The sequence below is a fragment of the Vibrio metschnikovii CIP 69.14 genome (assembly GCF_000176155.1).
Classification (GTDB): domain Bacteria; phylum Pseudomonadota; class Gammaproteobacteria; order Enterobacterales; family Vibrionaceae; genus Vibrio; species Vibrio metschnikovii.
Map to the genome: position 1 here is coordinate 160,462 of NZ_ACZO01000006.1, position 15,638 is coordinate 176,099.

Here is a 15,638-nt window from a genome sequence, read left to right on the forward strand (position 1 = left end):
GCTATGGACAATGCGTTGGAATTTTTATTAGACCAAGCCAAAGAGAAAGAAAGCCAAGCAATAATGGTATTGAGTAAGGCTCGTAATGAGCTTGAAGGTTACTATCAACAATTAAAGCAAATTGAGCAGTATCGACTTGAATATTGCCAACAGCTTGTCGAGCGGGGTCAAGCGGGATTGTCCGCCAGTCAATATGGTCATTTAAACCGATTTCTTACTCAGCTTGATGAAACCCTAGCTAAACAACGTGGCGCAGAAAATCATTTTAAGCAGCAAGTTGAGAATAGTCAGCAACATTGGTTACATATTCGGCAGCAACGTCGTTCATACGAATGGTTAATTGACAAAAAACGCACGGAGCAACGGCGCATTCAAGAGCGAAGAGAACAAAAGCAAATGGATGAATTTTCGACGCTCAATTTTAATCGTCAACGGAATATTCCTAAGTAATTATCCCGTTCAGATTGTTCTTTGTCCGACCGCGATACTGGTGCTTGGTGCTTCTAAATGTTATCCGTTCCAATACTTTATCCATTCCAATAAATAGATCTTATTGTGGCGTAGTTTTTGCATTTATTTAGGCACAGAATCCGATCATCTCATGCTACACACGATAACTATCGCGCGTGGCTTTATGATTCAGTATCAATGCGAGCGATGTGCCTATGAATATTAATTCAACTTCTTCTGTCGATAACACTTCTATTGCCAATCTGGCAAAAGGCTCCGTTGGGCAAAGTGGTCAAGATTCAGCAAGCGCTGAGCCAAGCAGTTTTCTCGATAAGTTAACCGCACTGCTGTTTAGCGCCAAAAGTGATACTCAAACGGCTAAGCACAATGAGGCTTCGATAGCGACGGTGGTATCGAGTGATGAAACTAGCTCTGAACTTTCAGCATCAGAACCCTCTGATGAACGACAGACTTTCGCCGAGTCTGATTCTGAGCACACGGCTTCATTTGACGCCGCTGTCGATGTTGGCCTCACACGTGCAATCGCTGAACCTCAATCTGAACCGCTCCTGGAGAATAAAAGCACGCAAGTGATGAATGAAGGCGATGACTTGCTGGTACGTTTACAGCAGGCTAATCAGGTGCTCACTGGGCATAACGGCAAGCCTTTGCCTCATAGTCTCTCCGCTAAGCATGACGATGCTGAGATAGCAGTGCCGGTTGTTGCTGACCAATACTCGCACTCAGATGACTGGACATCACCAATACAAACTCAGGTGATGTATGGCGCGAGCACTTTAGACAATAGCACTCGTCATCAATATGGCGATGATGGTGAGAATGAGCGGAACAACACAGTCGTATCTCATCGGGTCACTGAACTTGAGACTGATCTCGCGTCAATGGTTGCTCATCCAGAATTGACGGAGCGAGACGCTATCAGTAATACAGCGTTAACGACCGATATTCATCTTCCAATCGATAGTCAACCCACTTTATTAACCGATGAACTTGATATCGATCCGAGCTTGGTTACTCAAGCCACCCATTTCTCGGCGAACCCACATAGTCAATCTTCTTCTGGATCAATTGATGGAGATCTCTCTAAAGTTGAAGGTCATATAGAGCTTCAAGATGGGCAACGTACCAAAAAAGCGGTTGCGGTCGGGGTCTCTGCGGCATTGGCGACACAGTCCGCCGCTGCTTCTCCTGTTGGAGCATCTCAAACAATAGCTGCTCCTGTTAGTACAGCGATGAGCAACGCTACTTCACTGGATGCTGAGATGAGTAGTACAACGGCCGTTAATCGAGCGGCTGGTCAAGCGATGGCTCAGCCAGATTTAGTAAATACTCAAGCGGCTAACGCCGCCTTAGCGAGTTCAATGTTGCTTGCCGGAGCAGCAGGAAAAACGCGTTCGGCGAGTGATAGCGATGATACCTCATTAGCTCAACAAATAGCGGCAACCGCGACCCAGTCTGGGGTAAGTAGTTCGACACCATTGCGTCATGAAGCGACGCCGATTCAAGCTCAACCACTGCCTTTGATGCTCAATAAAGGATTGGTTGCGGATGAGATGGCTGAGCGGATCCAAATGATGATGTCGAAGAATTTAAAAAATATTGATATCCGGTTGGATCCGCCAGAGTTAGGCCGATTGCATATTCGTATGAATATGCACGCTGATGGAGCTAGTATTCAATTTACGGTAACCAATGCTCAAGCACGAGATGCTTTAGAGGGCGCGATGCCTCGTTTAAGGGAAATGTTAGCCCAACAAGGTGTACAATTGGCGGATACATCAGTGCAACAGCAGAGCTCGGGTCAGCAACAAGGTTATGCTGCTGAGCGAGGCCAGTCTGGCCATTTAAGTGACGATGATACGCTATTAGGCGATGAAAACATTGATGCTAACGTCAAACTTGATTTGAATGTGACAACAAAGCGTGATGGAATCAGTTATTACGCTTAAACTAATAAAAATAAACAAAACCACGTAGAGGATGTTATGGCTGCTGATGAAAATTCACAAGATGCACCGAAGAGTAAAAAGAAACTGCTGATCATTATCGTTGCGGCGGCGGTTTTGCTGTTAGGTGGCGGCGGTGCAGCGTTCTTTTTAATGGGATCTGGCAGTGATCAGCAAAGTGCCGATACAGCGAATCGCCGAGCGGCACCTAGCGTTGCTCCAGTTTCTTACGTTAACATTGCTCAGCCGTTTGTGTTTAATGTCAGTGGTGATACTCGGGGACGTATGGTCCAAGTTAAAGTCCAACTGATGGTTCGTGGTACTAATAACGAAAACCTAGCTCGTTTTCACTCTCCGTTAGTAGAAAGTACCTTATTGGCGACGTTTGCTTCAGCGACGGTTGAACAACTGCGTACTCCATCGGGGCGGGTTGAATTACGAGATAAAGCCACCGAAGATATTAAAGCCGCCATGACACAAGTGGTGGGAGAACCCGTTATTGAACGTGTTTTATTTACCGATTTTGTAATGCAGCAGGTGAGTCCGTGACCGATTTACTAAGCCAAGACGAAATTGATGCGCTCCTTCATGGCGTTGATGGAGTGGATGACGAAGAAGAAGAGTTAGATTCGTCGACTGCCTCTTCATTTGATTTTTCGTCACAAGATCGTATCGTTCGTGGACGAATGCCGACGCTTGAGCTGATTAATGAACGCTTTGCACGGCATATGAGGATTAGTCTGTTTAATATGCTGCGTAAAACCGCCGAAGTTTCGATTAACGGCGTACAGATGATGAAGTTTGGTGAATACCAAAATACTCTATACGTTCCGACCAGCCTTAACATGGTGCGTTTTCGTCCATTAAAGGGGACAGCGCTGGTGACAATGGAAGCGCGACTGGTATTTATTCTGGTTGAAAACTTTTTTGGTGGTGATGGCCGCTATCATGCGCGAATTGAAGGTCGAGAATTTACACCAACCGAACGACGAGTTATCCAATTATTGTTGAAAATCGTTTTTGCCGATTATAAAGAAGCATGGTCACCAGTAATGGGGGTCGAGTTTGAATATTTAGACTCGGAAGTGAATCCGAGTATGGCGAACATCGTCAGTCCAACCGAGGTAATCGTTGTCTGTTCATTCCATATTGAAGTGGATGGTGGAGGCGGTGATTTCCATATGGTCATGCCTTATTCGATGGTTGAACCGATTCGAGAATTGCTCGATGCAGGGGTTCAATCGGATAAAATGGAAACCGATGTTCGCTGGAGCTCAGCACTACGCGACGAAATTATGGACGTGCCGATTAATTTTCGAGTCAATTTATTAGAGCAAGACATCGCGCTGCGAGATCTAATGGATTTGCAGGTTGGCGATATTATCCCGATAAAAATGCCAGAACATGCCATTATGTTTGTCGAAGAGCTACCCACTTATCGCGTTAAAATGGGACGCTCAGGTGACAAACTCGCGGTGCAAATTTCGCAAAAAATCAAACGTCCTGAAGCAATGAAAACCGATTTGGCCTTTTTAGGTAAAGATATCATTGCTGAATTAGAAAATGACGAATTAGCCGATGAAGAACAATCTTAAGCGTAAGAATAGGTAGCAAAGATGTCAAAATCAGATGATCAAAAATTGGCAGATGAATGGGCGGCAGCATTGGGCGAAGATCCGAATGCTCCTGATGTTGATGTCGATGAAATATTAGCAGCCCCATTGGATGAATTAAAAGATACTTCACCGCCGATCACTGAAGATGAGCGGCGTAAGTTAGATACTATCATGGATATTCCGGTGACCATTTCGATGGAAGTGGGCCGATCTAAAATTAGTATTCGTAACTTGTTGCAATTAAACCAAGGTTCAGTCGTGGAATTGGATAGAATTGCCGGAGAATCACTTGATGTTATGGTCAATGGAACCTTAATTGCTCATGGTGAAGTCGTTGTCGTCAATGATAAGTTCGGTATCCGTCTCACGGATGTTATTAGTCAAACAGAACGGATTAAGAAGCTGAGATAGCGGATGAAAAAAATCTTAGGGCTAGCCTTGCTCAGTTGCCCAGCTTTTGCCGCTCCCAGCAGTTCGTTGGATATAGCGACCACCTTAGGGTCGCTTTTATTCGTCCTGGGTTTTATTCTGTTTCTAGCTTGGTTACTTAAACGGATGAAAGTCCCGGTTTTTGGTCAGCAAAAAGGATTTCAGATCATTCGCCAGCTTCCTGTTGGGACCAAAGAACGAATCATGATAGTCCAAGCAGGGGAGGAGCAGTTTTTGATTGGGGTGACCAGTCATTCGATCCAATTGATTGCTAAATTAGACTCACCATTAACTCAGGAGGCGCAAGATCCAACGCCTTTTGCTCATCAATTGACGCAGCTGCTAAAAAAACATGACAAATAATCGCCAATATCACCGACTCACCCATTTACTCTGTAAAGCAATGATGCTGCTCAGTTTACTTATTTGGGCGTTTTCCTCCCCACTTTATGCTCAGCAAGAGCTTGCAACGGCCATTCCTCCCACTGCTGCCGGTGCGCAAGGTGTTACCGTATCAGCAATGGAGAGTGAACAAGCCGGTTCAAGGAGTTTGGCCTTATCCAGCCGTAGTGGTGGCGGTGGGATTCCCGCATTCACGATGACAACTAATGCGGATGGCGGTGAAGATTATTCGATTAATCTACAAATTCTCGCTCTAATGACCATGCTGGGCTTTTTGCCAGCGATGGTTATTTTAATGACGTCATTTACGCGGATTGTTGTCGTGATGTCGATTTTGCGTCAGGCGATGGGCTTGCAGCAAACTCCCTCGAATCAGGTCATTATTGGTATTGCGATTTTTTTAACGTTTTTCATTATGTCGCCAGTGCTCAATCAGATTAATGACCAAGCGGTACAGCCTTATCTTAATGAGCAGATCAGTGCTCGGCAGGCATTTGATTTAGCCCAGGATCCGATGAAATCTTTTATGCTTAAACAAACACGACTTAAAGATTTAGAGACGTTTGTTAACATTGCCGGTTCGAATGCGCAAAATCCGGAAGATGTCTCGATGGCGATTCTTATTCCTGCGTTTATTACCTCTGAATTGAAAACGGCATTCCAAATCGGTTTTATGCTCTTTTTGCCTTTTCTTATTATTGATTTAGTGGTGGCTTCGGTATTAATGGCGATGGGTATGATGATGTTGTCACCGATGATCGTTTCCTTACCCTTTAAGCTGATGTTATTTGTCTTAGTTGATGGATGGAACCTAATTTTATCGACCTTAGCGGGCAGTTTTGCTTTATAGCGGGAGAGACAAATGACACCTGAGCTGTTTGTTGAGCTATTTCGTGAAGCATTATGGTTAGTGCTGATCATGGTTTGCGCCATCATTGTACCTAGCCTAATAATTGGTTTAGTTGTGGCGGTGTTTCAAGCCGCAACCTCAATCAACGAACAGACACTAAGCTTTTTACCACGTTTGATTGTGACTCTATTAGCATTAATGATATTTGCCCATTGGATGACTCAAATGCTGATGGAGTTTTTCTTCGCCATGATTGAGCGCTTGCCACAAGTTTTATTTTAGGAGCTGCGATGGAATACCCAGCCAGTGTAGTCCTAGATTTTATTGCACACTACTTTTGGCCCTTTACACGTATTTCAGCCATGTTGATGGTGATGACCGTCACTGGCGCGCGGTTTGTGTCGCCGCGTATTCGCCTGTATCTTGGTTTAGCGATCACACTCGCCGTAATGCCAGCTGTGCCAGCGATTGCCGATGATTTGCAACTCCTCTCGTTTCAAGGTTTTTTAACCACACTAGAACAAATCATTATTGGCGTGGCGATGGGGATGGTGACTCAGTTTTTAATTCAAACCTTTGTTATCCTTGGTCAAATACTCGGTATGCAAGCCAGTTTGGGGTTTGCTTCTATGGTTGATCCTGCTAATGGACAGAATACGCCGCTGTTAGGCCAATTGTTTATGTTTTTAGCAACGATGTTTTTTTTGGCGACGGATGGCCATTTAACCATGATTCAGTTGGTGGTGCTGAGCTTCACCAGTTTACCGATTGGCGCAGGATCGCTGACTAATGTCGATTATTATGAGCTCTCCCAATGGTTAGGGATTATGTTTAAAGTGGCGTTGAGTATGTCACTGTCTGGGATCATTGCGTTATTAACCGTTAACCTTTCCTTTGGGGTAATGACTCGGGCTGCACCACAATTGAATATCTTTTCGCTAGGTTTTGCCTTTGCTCTTTTGGTCGGCTTACTGATTTGTGGTTATATTGTCAGTGGTCTATTTGCGCACTATGATCTGTTTTGGGCAGAGGGTGAGCAGCAACTGTGTCGTTTGATCCGCCTGAACTGTTAGGAGAAACCCGTGGCAGAGTCTGATGGACAAGAAAGAACCGAAGAGGCGACCCCCAGGCGCTTGCAACAAGCCAAAGAAAAAGGGCAGGTTGCAAGGTCGAAAGAGTTAGCGTCGGTATCGGTATTAATCATTGGTTCGGTAGCCCTAATGTGGTTTGGCGAAATGTTAGCCAGTCGCTTGTATACTACGATGGGACGGTTTTTTTCTCTGAGCCGTGAAGAGATTTTCGACAGTAGCAAACTGTTCGATATTATTGCTGGTACGCTGACCCATTTAATTTTCCCACTACTACTGATCCTCATTACCTTATTTGTGGCTGCGCTGATCGGGGCTGCTGGTGTTGGCGGGGTTAGTTTTTCTGCTGAGGCGGCAAGACCTAAGTTATCAAAAATCAGTCCGTTGAGCGGCTTTAAACGCATGTTTGGTATGCAGAGTTTAGTTGAGCTGTTTAAGTCGATACTCAAAGTACTCTTAGTGGCTGGGGTGGCTTTCTATCTGATTGACGCTTCGAAAAATGATCTTTTTCAACTCAGTATGGATGTGTATCCACAAAATATTTTCCATGCGTTAGAAATTCTACTTAATTTTATTTTGCTGATCAGCTGTTCACTGCTGGTGGTCGTCGCGATTGATGTGCCTTTTCAGATTTGGCAACACGCTGAAAAACTGAAAATGACCAAGCAAGAGATTAAAGACGAATACAAAGATACGGAAGGTAAGCCTGAAGTTAAAGGTCGGATTCGGATGTTGCAGCGTGAAGCGGCACAACGCAGGATGATGGCCGATGTCCCTCAAGCGGACGTCATTATCACCAACCCCGATCACTTTTCAGTGGCGCTACGTTATAAGCAAGGAACGGATAAAGCCCCCATTGTGGTTGCCAAAGGCGGCGATTTTCTGGCCCTTAAAATCCGTGAAATTGCCCGTGAGCACGAGATTATGATTGTTGCCGCTCCTCCGCTAGCGCGGGCACTGTACTACACCACAGAGCTAGAGCAGGAAATTCCAGATGGTTTATTTGTGGCCGTCGCCCAGGTATTGGCTTATGTGTTCCAAATTAAGCAATATCGCCGCAAAGGGGGTCAGCGCCCAGTGTTGAAAACGCAAGAGCTGCCAATACCACCGGACATGCGCTACTAGCGCAGACTCTCTATCGTTGAGCCGTATTATTGCCAGTGGTTCTGTGTTATTCCAGACCAATACCGTATTACTTATCGGGAATCGATAATAAGATCAACAGAGCCCCATTGCCACCAAACTCTAATGGCGCTTGATGAAAAGCGAGGACATCAGGATGTTGAGCCAACCACAATGGCACTTTCTGTTTAAGAATATGTTTACCAATACCATGTTGTACGCAAGCACAGTGAACTTTTTCTTTTAGGCAATAAGCAATCATTGCACCGAGTTCTCGTTTGGCTTCCTGTTGAGTCATACCATGCATATCGAGAAACACCTCAGGCGAATACACACCGCGGCGCAGTTTTTTAACTTCATACTTAGAGATATCACTCCTAGCATAACGGGTTGGTCCTTCTTCACTAAGTAGAGGCACAAATTCATCGGAAAAATAAAAATGGGTATCACTGGCTTCTCGTGAGTGACGGCGAATTTCTTTTTGCTTGGGATTTCTGTTTGGCGATTGGGTTATGGTATCCTGAGATAACTTTTTTACGCCTTTTACTGCCTCGTGAAACAGAGCAAAATCATCATTCGCATCGAGATCATGACAGTGACTGATGTCGGTGTTTTTTTTGTTCATGAAAGTTAAATTATCAGTTATTTTCGGTATTGGCAGTATTGTAGCGCTTTTCGGAGGCAATTTTGGATAAGATTTTTGTAGATGAGGCGGTTTCTGAACTGCATACCCTTCAGGACATGATCCGTTGGACGGTGAGTCGTTTCAATGCGGCACAGTTATTTTATGGTCACGGAACCGATAATGCATGGGATGAAGCCGTTCAGTTAATCTTACCGACACTCTATTTACCGATTGACGTTCCGCCTCATGTACTGAATTCCCGTTTAACGGGCAGTGAGCGATTACGTGTGGTGGAGCGAGTCATTAAGCGGATTAATGAGCGCACGCCTATTGCTTATTTAACCAATAAAGCATGGTTTTGTGGTCTAGAGTTTTTCGTTGATGAGCGAGTCTTAGTGCCTCGTTCACCGATTGGTGAATTGATTCAAGCGCAATTTTCACCTTGGTTACTTGATGAGCCGACTCGGATTATGGATTTATGTACGGGCAGTGGTTGTATTGCAATTGCTTGCGCCTATGCTTTCCCTGAAGCTGAAGTGGATGCGATTGATATTTCAGCTGACGCTTTGCAGGTGGCTGAGCAAAATATTCAAGATCACGGTTTAGAGCAGCAAGTGTTCCCGATTCGTTCAGATTTATTTCGCGATTTACCGAAAGAGCAATACGACATTATTGTTACTAATCCTCCTTATGTCGATCAAGAGGATATGAACAGTTTACCCGATGAGTTCAAGCATGAGCCAGAGTTAGGGCTTGCGGCGGGAACGGATGGTTTAAAACTCGCACGACGCATTTTAGCTAATGCGCCTCACTATCTAACGGATAATGGGATTTTAGTTTGTGAAGTGGGTAACTCAATGATTCACCTGGTGGATCAGTACCCTAATATTCCGTTTACTTGGTTAGAGTTTGAAAATGGTGGTCACGGGGTCTTTTTATTAACCAAGCAACAGTTACTTGATTGTGCAGAAGAATTCTCACTGTATCGTGATTAACCCAGCTGAGATTAAAGCTTAATCATTTTTCATTAATCATGATCTCTCTACGCCGACGCGATGTCGGCGTTTTTTATGGATGGTAGCGCGGAGTGAAATCGTATGTCTGGGGCGCATTTTATGGCATCAGCGAGGGGCAAAGCCGCATTTTAAGGAAAACGTCAGTCGGGACTTTACATCATTGGCTAATCAAGCGAGTATGATTTCATGATTAACAAAAGCTCCTTCCTTGATGAGATGATCCCCAAGCTATTGGGCGTGGTAGGTAGGCGGCCGGTGAGCGACTCTCCATGAGCATAGGTAACGATGCGATTGGGGCAACGAACGTAGCCAACACCACTGTAGCTTCAAGTAGCAAAGGGATAGCTAGGAATAAGGATGCTGGTAAGTCAATACGGATTTACTTATTGATGGGAAGTTTGAGGAAAACATGGCAGGAAACAGTATTGGACAACATTTTCGAGTCACCACTTTTGGCGAAAGTCATGGTGTTGCATTAGGGTGTATCATCGATGGTTGCCCTCCTGGTCTTGAAATCAGTGCCGCTGATTTACAAGTAGACTTGGATCGCCGTCGTCCGGGTACATCGCGTTATACTACTCAGCGCCGTGAAGCGGATGAAGTGAAAATTCTTTCTGGTATTTTTGAAGGTAAAACGACAGGGACTTCTATCGGCTTATTGATTGAAAATACCGATCAGCGTTCGACCGATTATTCAGATATTAAAGATAAATTTCGTCCTGGACATGCGGACTATACCTACCATCAAAAGTACGGTTTACGTGACTATCGGGGTGGTGGCCGTTCATCGGCACGCGAGACGGCGATGCGTGTGGCGGCTGGTGGTATTGCGAAAAAATACCTGCAACAAGAATTTGGTATTGAGATCCGTGCTTATCTTGCCCAAATGGGTGATATTGCGATTGAAAAAGTGGATTGGAATGAAATTGAAAACAATGCCTTTTTTTGTCCTGATATCGATAAAGTCGCTCAGTTTGATCAATTAATCCGCGATTTAAAAAAGCAAGGTGATTCGATTGGTGCCAAAATTCAAGTCGTGGCAACCAAAGTACCCGTAGGCTTAGGTGAACCGGTATTTGATCGACTCGATGCGGATATTGCTCATGCACTGATGAGCATTAATGCGGTTAAAGGGGTAGAGATTGGCGACGGCTTTGATGTGGTGCGCCAAAAAGGCAGCGAACATCGTGATTTGCTCACCCCGGACGGCTTTGCAAGCAATCATGCCGGGGGGATTTTGGGCGGAATTTCTTCAGGTCAAGACATTGTTGCCAATATCGCCTTAAAGCCGACGTCGAGTATTACCGTGCCTGGACAAACCATTACCCGTCAAGGTGAGCCAACGGAGCTTATCACCAAAGGGCGACACGACCCTTGCGTGGGTATTCGCGCGGTACCGATTGCTGAGGCGATGTTAGCCATTGTGCTGATGGATCACTTGCTGCGTCATCGTGGTCAAAATCAATCAGTACACACTGAAACGCCTATTTTATAATGCTAATCGACACACTCAGCGCCCGTCACAGGGCACTGAGTGTTGTGAGTTATTGACCAACAATGGGTTCAGATGTTCTGGCTCTTAAATTATGGTAATTAGTGCAGCGGTTTATCGGTTTCAACTAAATGGAATGATGGTAAGCGCCATTTAAAACGCACCGCGGCCATGCGCAGAAGATAACCGACCACTAACGTTGCAATGGTATTGGTTGTCTCACTGATGCCAAGTTCTAATAAGGTGAGATAAAGCCCTGATGCAATCAACGCTACAGAAGCGTAAAGCTCATCATGCAGTACCAGTGGTGGTTGGCGGCAGATTAAATCACGCAACAAGCCACCAAATACCCCAGTGACTAAGGCCGCGACCATACAGATCATCACATGATGCCCCATTTCTAAGGCGACTTTGGTGCCGATAATGCTAAACACGATCAATCCTAACGCGTCCAAGCGAATAAATAGCCCTTTGAGTTTAATCACCCAACGATAAATCCCAGTGGTTAATACACCGGCTAAGCAAGTAATCGCCAGATACTCAGGATTTTTTACCCAGCCAAGCGGATAATGACCGAGAAGAATATCACGCACCGTGCCACCACCAATCGCCGTTGCGCTTGCCACTAGCATAACGCCAAACCAATCCATTTTCCGACGACCAGCACTAAGAGCTCCGGTCATTGCTTCTGCTGTGATGCCAATAATGTATAGAACGCTAAGTAGCATAGTTAACCTTATTACGTATTGATTACTTGAGCCGAGAAAGGCGCAAGTGTAGAGCGAATCGAGCAGTTTGACGAATGAGTTTTTATAGGGCGAAAAGGGCAGCCAGATTACTTAATCTAATAATTTTGTTTGAACGCTTTACCCTAAAGGAAAAAATCGCGAGAATGCTGGCCATTAAGCCGACGAGAGTAGCTGTTGATGACCCATCAGTATCAAGATTTAATCGCTATTTTTAATCAAACTTTTTTTACCGACTACCAGACTCAACTTGAGCTAGGCGGTGACGAACCCGTATATTTACCCGCCGATGAACAGACGCCATATCATCGGATCATTTTTGCGCGCGGGTTTTATGCGTCGGCACTGCACGAGATCGCTCATTGGTGCGTTGCTGGGCCTGAGCGCCGCTTACTAGAAGATTTTGGCTATTGGTATGAGCCGGATGGTCGTTCAGCGCAAGTACAAGCGGAGTTTGAGCGGGTAGAAGTAAGGCCGCAGGCTTATGAGTGGATTTTAGCGCAAAGCGCAGGATTCCCCTTTACGGTAAGCTGTGACAACCTACATGGTGATCATGAGCCTGATAGGTTGGTGTTTATGCACAAGGTTCATCAACAAGTGTTGGGGATACTAAAAACTGGTTTGCCTCCTCGAGTGGCGCGATTATCACAGGCTTTACGGGCGTTTTATCACACTCCGCCGTTGAGCGCTGATCAATTTATAGTGAAATAATGAGAAGACGATGATTATTGAATTTGAAGAACAATTATTGGACCGAATTGATGCCCGTATTGAGTCGGCGTCTGATGATGAGTTATTTGCTGGTGGTTATTTACGCGGGCATATTTCTTTATCGGCCGCGGCTTGTGAAGAGCAAGGTATTGATGATATTGAGCGATTAAAAGCACGTATTGAGCAAAGTCTTGAAGAAGCACGTTCGGAGCTGACACCTGCTGACCGGGCGATCGTTTATGCGTTATGGCGTGAATTGAGTGCTTGATATTCTTGATGAGAGTTCTTATTCGGAAAATTTGAATATCATCGTATAATTTTTGTAGTTGCGATAACAATGACCAATGTTTACTCTGTGCTTATTATATAAACCATGAGGTTATCCTATGAAAGTTATCGCATTTGGCGCGAGCACCAGCTCTCAATCTATCAATCAAGCGCTAGCCACTTACGCGGCAAAGCAAATTGAGGGTGCGCAAGTTACCGTATTGAATATTAATGATTATTCTGTACCGATGTTCAGCGAAGATCGAGAGAAAGAGCTAGGGCAAGCGGAAGGCGCACAAGCCTTTTTACGTGATTTAGCGCAAGCCGATGCCTTTGTGATTTCTTTTGCTGAGCATAATGGACATTATCCTGCCGCTTATAAAAATTTGTTCGACTGGACTACTCGTATTGATCGTGAGCTGTTTAAAGGTAAGCCAGCGGTGTATCTTGCTACGTCACCAGGCCCCGGTGGTGCTCAGTCGGTGCTAGCCGCCGCCGTTGCCTCAGCGCCATTTTTCGGTGGTAATGTTAAAGGCTCGCTTTCTGTCCCTAGCTTTTATGATAATTTCGACTTGGCAGCTGGTGAAGTGACTAACTCAGAGATTGCCGAAAAAATTAAAGCTACAGTAGCATTACTAGGTTAAGTTTTTTCGTATCCGTTGTATTCATGAAGCCTCGCTTATCCAGCGAGGCTTCATGATTTTAAGGGCGCAAAAATCGGCTTCAGGCGCTGAAACCGCAGCGTATAAAGTTAAGCCCCTTTTTCTGTGATTGCCTTACCTTTCTTTAATTTACGTACCCACATCCGGCTCGGATGCAGAGAGGCTAGCACATCGACAGGCAAAGGCAGTGGTTCACCGCAGATCTGCGCGGCCAAGACTTCGGCCATCAGTGGTGCAGAGCTCAAACCTCGGGAACCTAAACCCAGTAAAGCGTACAATTGAGGGTATTGGCTAATGGTTGGGATTTGATGCTCTCTTTTTTGTGGCAAATCTGCGTATTGCTCAATGATTGCATCACGTCGTCCCACATTACCCACAAAAGGCAAATGATCGCGACTGACACAGCGAACCCCTTGACGAGATTGGTTGTCTGATGTGTCCACCGCCATCGGCCAAGTTTGATTCGCTAGGCAACGGGTTAAACGCGCACTATTTTCTTGCTGTGCTTTGGCATCGAAGGTTTGGTCAAGGTGCTGTCTATCGTAACTGGCACCAATACAATGGGTGCCATGACGCGGGCTGCTTGGGGTCATGTAGCCGTCATAGCACAGTACTGAACGCAGCGCTTGTAAAGTGTGATTGGTCGGCGCATGACTGACTTGGCCTTTGACTTTGCCTAGTGGTAAATGCTCAGTTTGAGCAAAGGCATCAAATTGATGGCCATTAGCGATCACCACACATTGATGCTGAAACGGCTGACCTTGAGCATTCAATTGCCACGTTCTCGTTTCGGCTTGCCAGGCTAACGAGTCAATCGCTTGTTGATAATGGGCGGTAACCGATCCTTTGCTGACTAAATCGGCTAACAGTGCTTGAGTGAGCTCTACCGGGCATAACCATCCACCCAGTGGATAATGGATGCTCGGCATATCCACCGCAAGGCCAATGTGCTGGCTGGTTTGTTCTGCAGTGAGATAATGCACGAGTTCGCTTGGGAATTCACCTTGGGTAAGACGCGTTAATTTATCGGTGGATTTTTCATCCCACATTAACTGAGTCACGCCACACCAATCGTATTCAAAATTGACTTGCTGAGCGAGACGTTGCACAAATTGACGAGTAAACAGAAACGCTGGCGCAAAGACGCGGGACACATTGCTATGTTGGCCATTTAATAGCGGATAAATGGCTCCCTGTCGATTGCCAGAAGCCCCCTGCGCGGGCGCTTTATCGGCGCAATATAAGGTCACAGAAATGCCGCGTTGAGTTAAGGCATAGGCGAGTGCTGCGCTGGCAATACCACCGCCGATGATCGCCACATCGTGGACAGATTCTGTCGCTTCAATCTGATAATAAGGTTTAATATTGTGGTACGGTTTTTTATGCTCAATCTTGCCAGCCAGCATTTCTCGTTTGGTGCCAAAACCTTTCACCTTTTTCATGCTAAAGCCAGCTTGATTGAGCCCTCGGCGGACAAACCCAGCAGCGGTAAAGGTAGCGCAGGTACAATTTTCTTTGGCCAATTGGCTCATGCCATCAAATAAAGCTTGGCTCCACATGTCAGGGTTTTTACTGGGCGCGAAGCCATCGAGAAACCACGCATCAACCAAGCCACGTTCGGAAACGGCTACTTGAGGTAAGCTGGTTTTGATATCGCCAAACCACAAGTCTAAAATAATCGCCCCATCCGCCAAAATAATTCGATGGCATTCAGGTAGTGCCAAAGGATAGGCTTGATGCAACTGCTCGGCGTAGTGAGCGAGCTCTGGCCAAGCTTGATGTGCTTTGATCAGATCGCTTTTATTGAGCGGATATTTTTCAAAGCTGATAAAGTGCAAGGTCTTAATGGTTGCATCAGGATTTTGGTGGCGAAACTGGTCAAAACATTGCCACGTAGCGAGAAAATTGAGTCCAGTGCCAAAACCCGTTTCAGCAATCACAAAATGGCGTTGGTCATATTCTCGCCATCTTTGTGGGAGATGATTCTGATTGAGAAAGACGTAGCGTGTCTCTTCTAAGCCATTGGCATTGGAAAAATAGACGTCGTCAAATTGGTCTGAGACCGGCGTTCCGGCGTCATTCCACGCCAATTGTGCGTGAGTAATGGAAGTCATAAGCGATGATTTCTAGCAAATAAGGCATTTATAGAGCAAGATTGTACGGATTTATAGGAAAGCTGACCACTTCTGTTACTT

Annotated in this window: 18 protein-coding genes; 15 read left to right on the forward strand and 3 right to left on the reverse strand. The window is 45.5% G+C overall.

The window, feature by feature from the left end; translation table 11 throughout:
• Nucleotides 1-3 precede the first annotated feature (3 nt).
• The 10 genes from fliJ (at nt 4) to flhB (ending at nt 7,927) form a co-directional block, all read left to right on the forward strand.
• On the forward strand, nt 4-450 hold the full coding sequence (fliJ, locus tag VIB_RS04285; RefSeq protein WP_004394764.1) for a flagellar export protein FliJ: 447 nt from the start codon (nt 4-6) through the stop codon (nt 448-450).
• A 215-nt stretch (nt 451-665) separates the two neighbouring features.
• Nucleotides 666-2,420 (forward strand): flagellar hook-length control protein FliK, encoded by a 1,755-nt coding sequence (locus VIB_RS04290; protein WP_004394765.1) that lies wholly within the window; start codon nt 666-668, stop codon nt 2,418-2,420.
• A gap of 36 nt (nt 2,421-2,456) precedes the next feature.
• Nucleotides 2,457-2,966 (forward strand): flagellar basal body-associated protein FliL, encoded by a 510-nt coding sequence (fliL, locus tag VIB_RS04295; protein ID WP_004394766.1) that lies wholly within the window; start codon nt 2,457-2,459, stop codon nt 2,964-2,966.
• Nucleotides 2,963-4,012: a flagellar motor switch protein FliM gene (gene fliM / locus VIB_RS04300; RefSeq protein WP_040904139.1), complete on the forward strand. Its 1,050-nt coding sequence runs from the start codon at nt 2,963-2,965 to the stop codon at nt 4,010-4,012. The genes fliL and fliM overlap by 4 nt, the downstream gene beginning before the upstream one ends.
• A gap of 21 nt (nt 4,013-4,033) precedes the next feature.
• Complete coding sequence (fliN, locus tag VIB_RS04305) at nt 4,034-4,444, forward strand: flagellar motor switch protein FliN (RefSeq protein ID WP_004394768.1); 411 nt, start codon at nt 4,034-4,036, stop codon at nt 4,442-4,444.
• A gap of 3 nt (nt 4,445-4,447) precedes the next feature.
• Entirely contained in the window at nt 4,448-4,825 is a 378-nt protein-coding gene (fliO, locus tag VIB_RS04310) for a flagellar biosynthetic protein FliO (RefSeq protein WP_040904140.1), read from the forward strand.
• A 43-nt stretch (nt 4,826-4,868) separates the two neighbouring features.
• A complete protein-coding gene (gene fliP, locus VIB_RS04315) occupies nt 4,869-5,714 on the forward strand; it encodes a flagellar type III secretion system pore protein FliP (RefSeq protein WP_372447881.1) in 846 nt (281 codons plus the stop codon).
• Nucleotides 5,715-5,726: 12 nt separating this feature from the next.
• Nucleotides 5,727-5,996, forward strand: coding sequence for a flagellar biosynthesis protein FliQ (gene fliQ / locus VIB_RS04320; RefSeq protein WP_004394770.1), 270 nt, complete (start codon nt 5,727-5,729; stop codon nt 5,994-5,996).
• 8 nt (nt 5,997-6,004) lie between these two features.
• Complete coding sequence (fliR, locus tag VIB_RS04325) at nt 6,005-6,787, forward strand: flagellar biosynthetic protein FliR (protein WP_004394771.1); 783 nt, start codon at nt 6,005-6,007, stop codon at nt 6,785-6,787.
• 9 nt (nt 6,788-6,796) lie between these two features.
• The gene (gene flhB / locus VIB_RS04330) at nt 6,797-7,927 is read left to right on the forward strand and encodes a flagellar biosynthesis protein FlhB (RefSeq protein ID WP_004394773.1); all 1,131 of its coding nucleotides are present in this window, start codon (nt 6,797-6,799) and stop codon (nt 7,925-7,927) included.
• Nucleotides 7,928-7,994: 67 nt separating this feature from the next.
• Here flhB and smrB read toward each other — a convergent pair whose 3' ends face one another.
• Complete coding sequence (gene smrB / locus VIB_RS04335; protein WP_004394774.1) at nt 7,995-8,549, reverse strand: endonuclease SmrB; 555 nt, start codon at nt 8,547-8,549, stop codon at nt 7,995-7,997.
• Nucleotides 8,550-8,611: 62 nt separating this feature from the next.
• Here smrB and prmB point away from each other — a divergent pair, with 62 nt between their 5' ends.
• Nucleotides 8,612-9,544, forward strand: a complete 933-nt coding sequence (gene prmB / locus VIB_RS04340) for a 50S ribosomal protein L3 N(5)-glutamine methyltransferase (RefSeq protein WP_040904141.1) — start codon at nt 8,612-8,614, stop codon at nt 9,542-9,544.
• Nucleotides 9,545-9,974: 430 nt separating this feature from the next.
• The gene (gene aroC / locus VIB_RS04345) at nt 9,975-11,060 is read left to right on the forward strand and encodes a chorismate synthase (RefSeq protein ID WP_004394776.1); all 1,086 of its coding nucleotides are present in this window, start codon (nt 9,975-9,977) and stop codon (nt 11,058-11,060) included.
• Between the two features lie 98 nt (nt 11,061-11,158).
• Here aroC and VIB_RS04350 read toward each other — a convergent pair whose 3' ends face one another.
• Complete coding sequence (locus VIB_RS04350) at nt 11,159-11,785, reverse strand: trimeric intracellular cation channel family protein (protein ID WP_004394777.1); 627 nt, start codon at nt 11,783-11,785, stop codon at nt 11,159-11,161.
• Nucleotides 11,786-11,983: 198 nt separating this feature from the next.
• Here VIB_RS04350 and VIB_RS04355 point away from each other — a divergent pair, with 198 nt between their 5' ends.
• The 3 genes from VIB_RS04355 to VIB_RS04365 all read left to right on the forward strand — a co-directional run bounded on the left by VIB_RS04355 (nt 11,984) and on the right by VIB_RS04365 (nt 13,425).
• Nucleotides 11,984-12,514: an elongation factor P hydroxylase gene (locus VIB_RS04355; protein WP_040904143.1), complete on the forward strand. Its 531-nt coding sequence runs from the start codon at nt 11,984-11,986 to the stop codon at nt 12,512-12,514.
• A 10-nt stretch (nt 12,515-12,524) separates the two neighbouring features.
• A complete protein-coding gene (locus VIB_RS04360) occupies nt 12,525-12,782 on the forward strand; it encodes a YfcL family protein (protein WP_004394778.1) in 258 nt (85 codons plus the stop codon).
• A gap of 118 nt (nt 12,783-12,900) precedes the next feature.
• Complete coding sequence (locus VIB_RS04365) at nt 12,901-13,425, forward strand: NADPH-dependent FMN reductase (RefSeq protein ID WP_004394779.1); 525 nt, start codon at nt 12,901-12,903, stop codon at nt 13,423-13,425.
• 107 nt (nt 13,426-13,532) lie between these two features.
• Here VIB_RS04365 and mnmC read toward each other — a convergent pair whose 3' ends face one another.
• The gene (gene mnmC, locus VIB_RS04370; protein WP_004394780.1) at nt 13,533-15,557 is read right to left on the reverse strand and encodes a bifunctional tRNA (5-methylaminomethyl-2-thiouridine)(34)-methyltransferase MnmC2/FAD-dependent 5-carboxymethylaminomethyl-2-thiouridine(34) oxidoreductase MnmC1; all 2,025 of its coding nucleotides are present in this window, start codon (nt 15,555-15,557) and stop codon (nt 13,533-13,535) included.
• Nucleotides 15,558-15,638 lie beyond the last annotated feature (81 nt).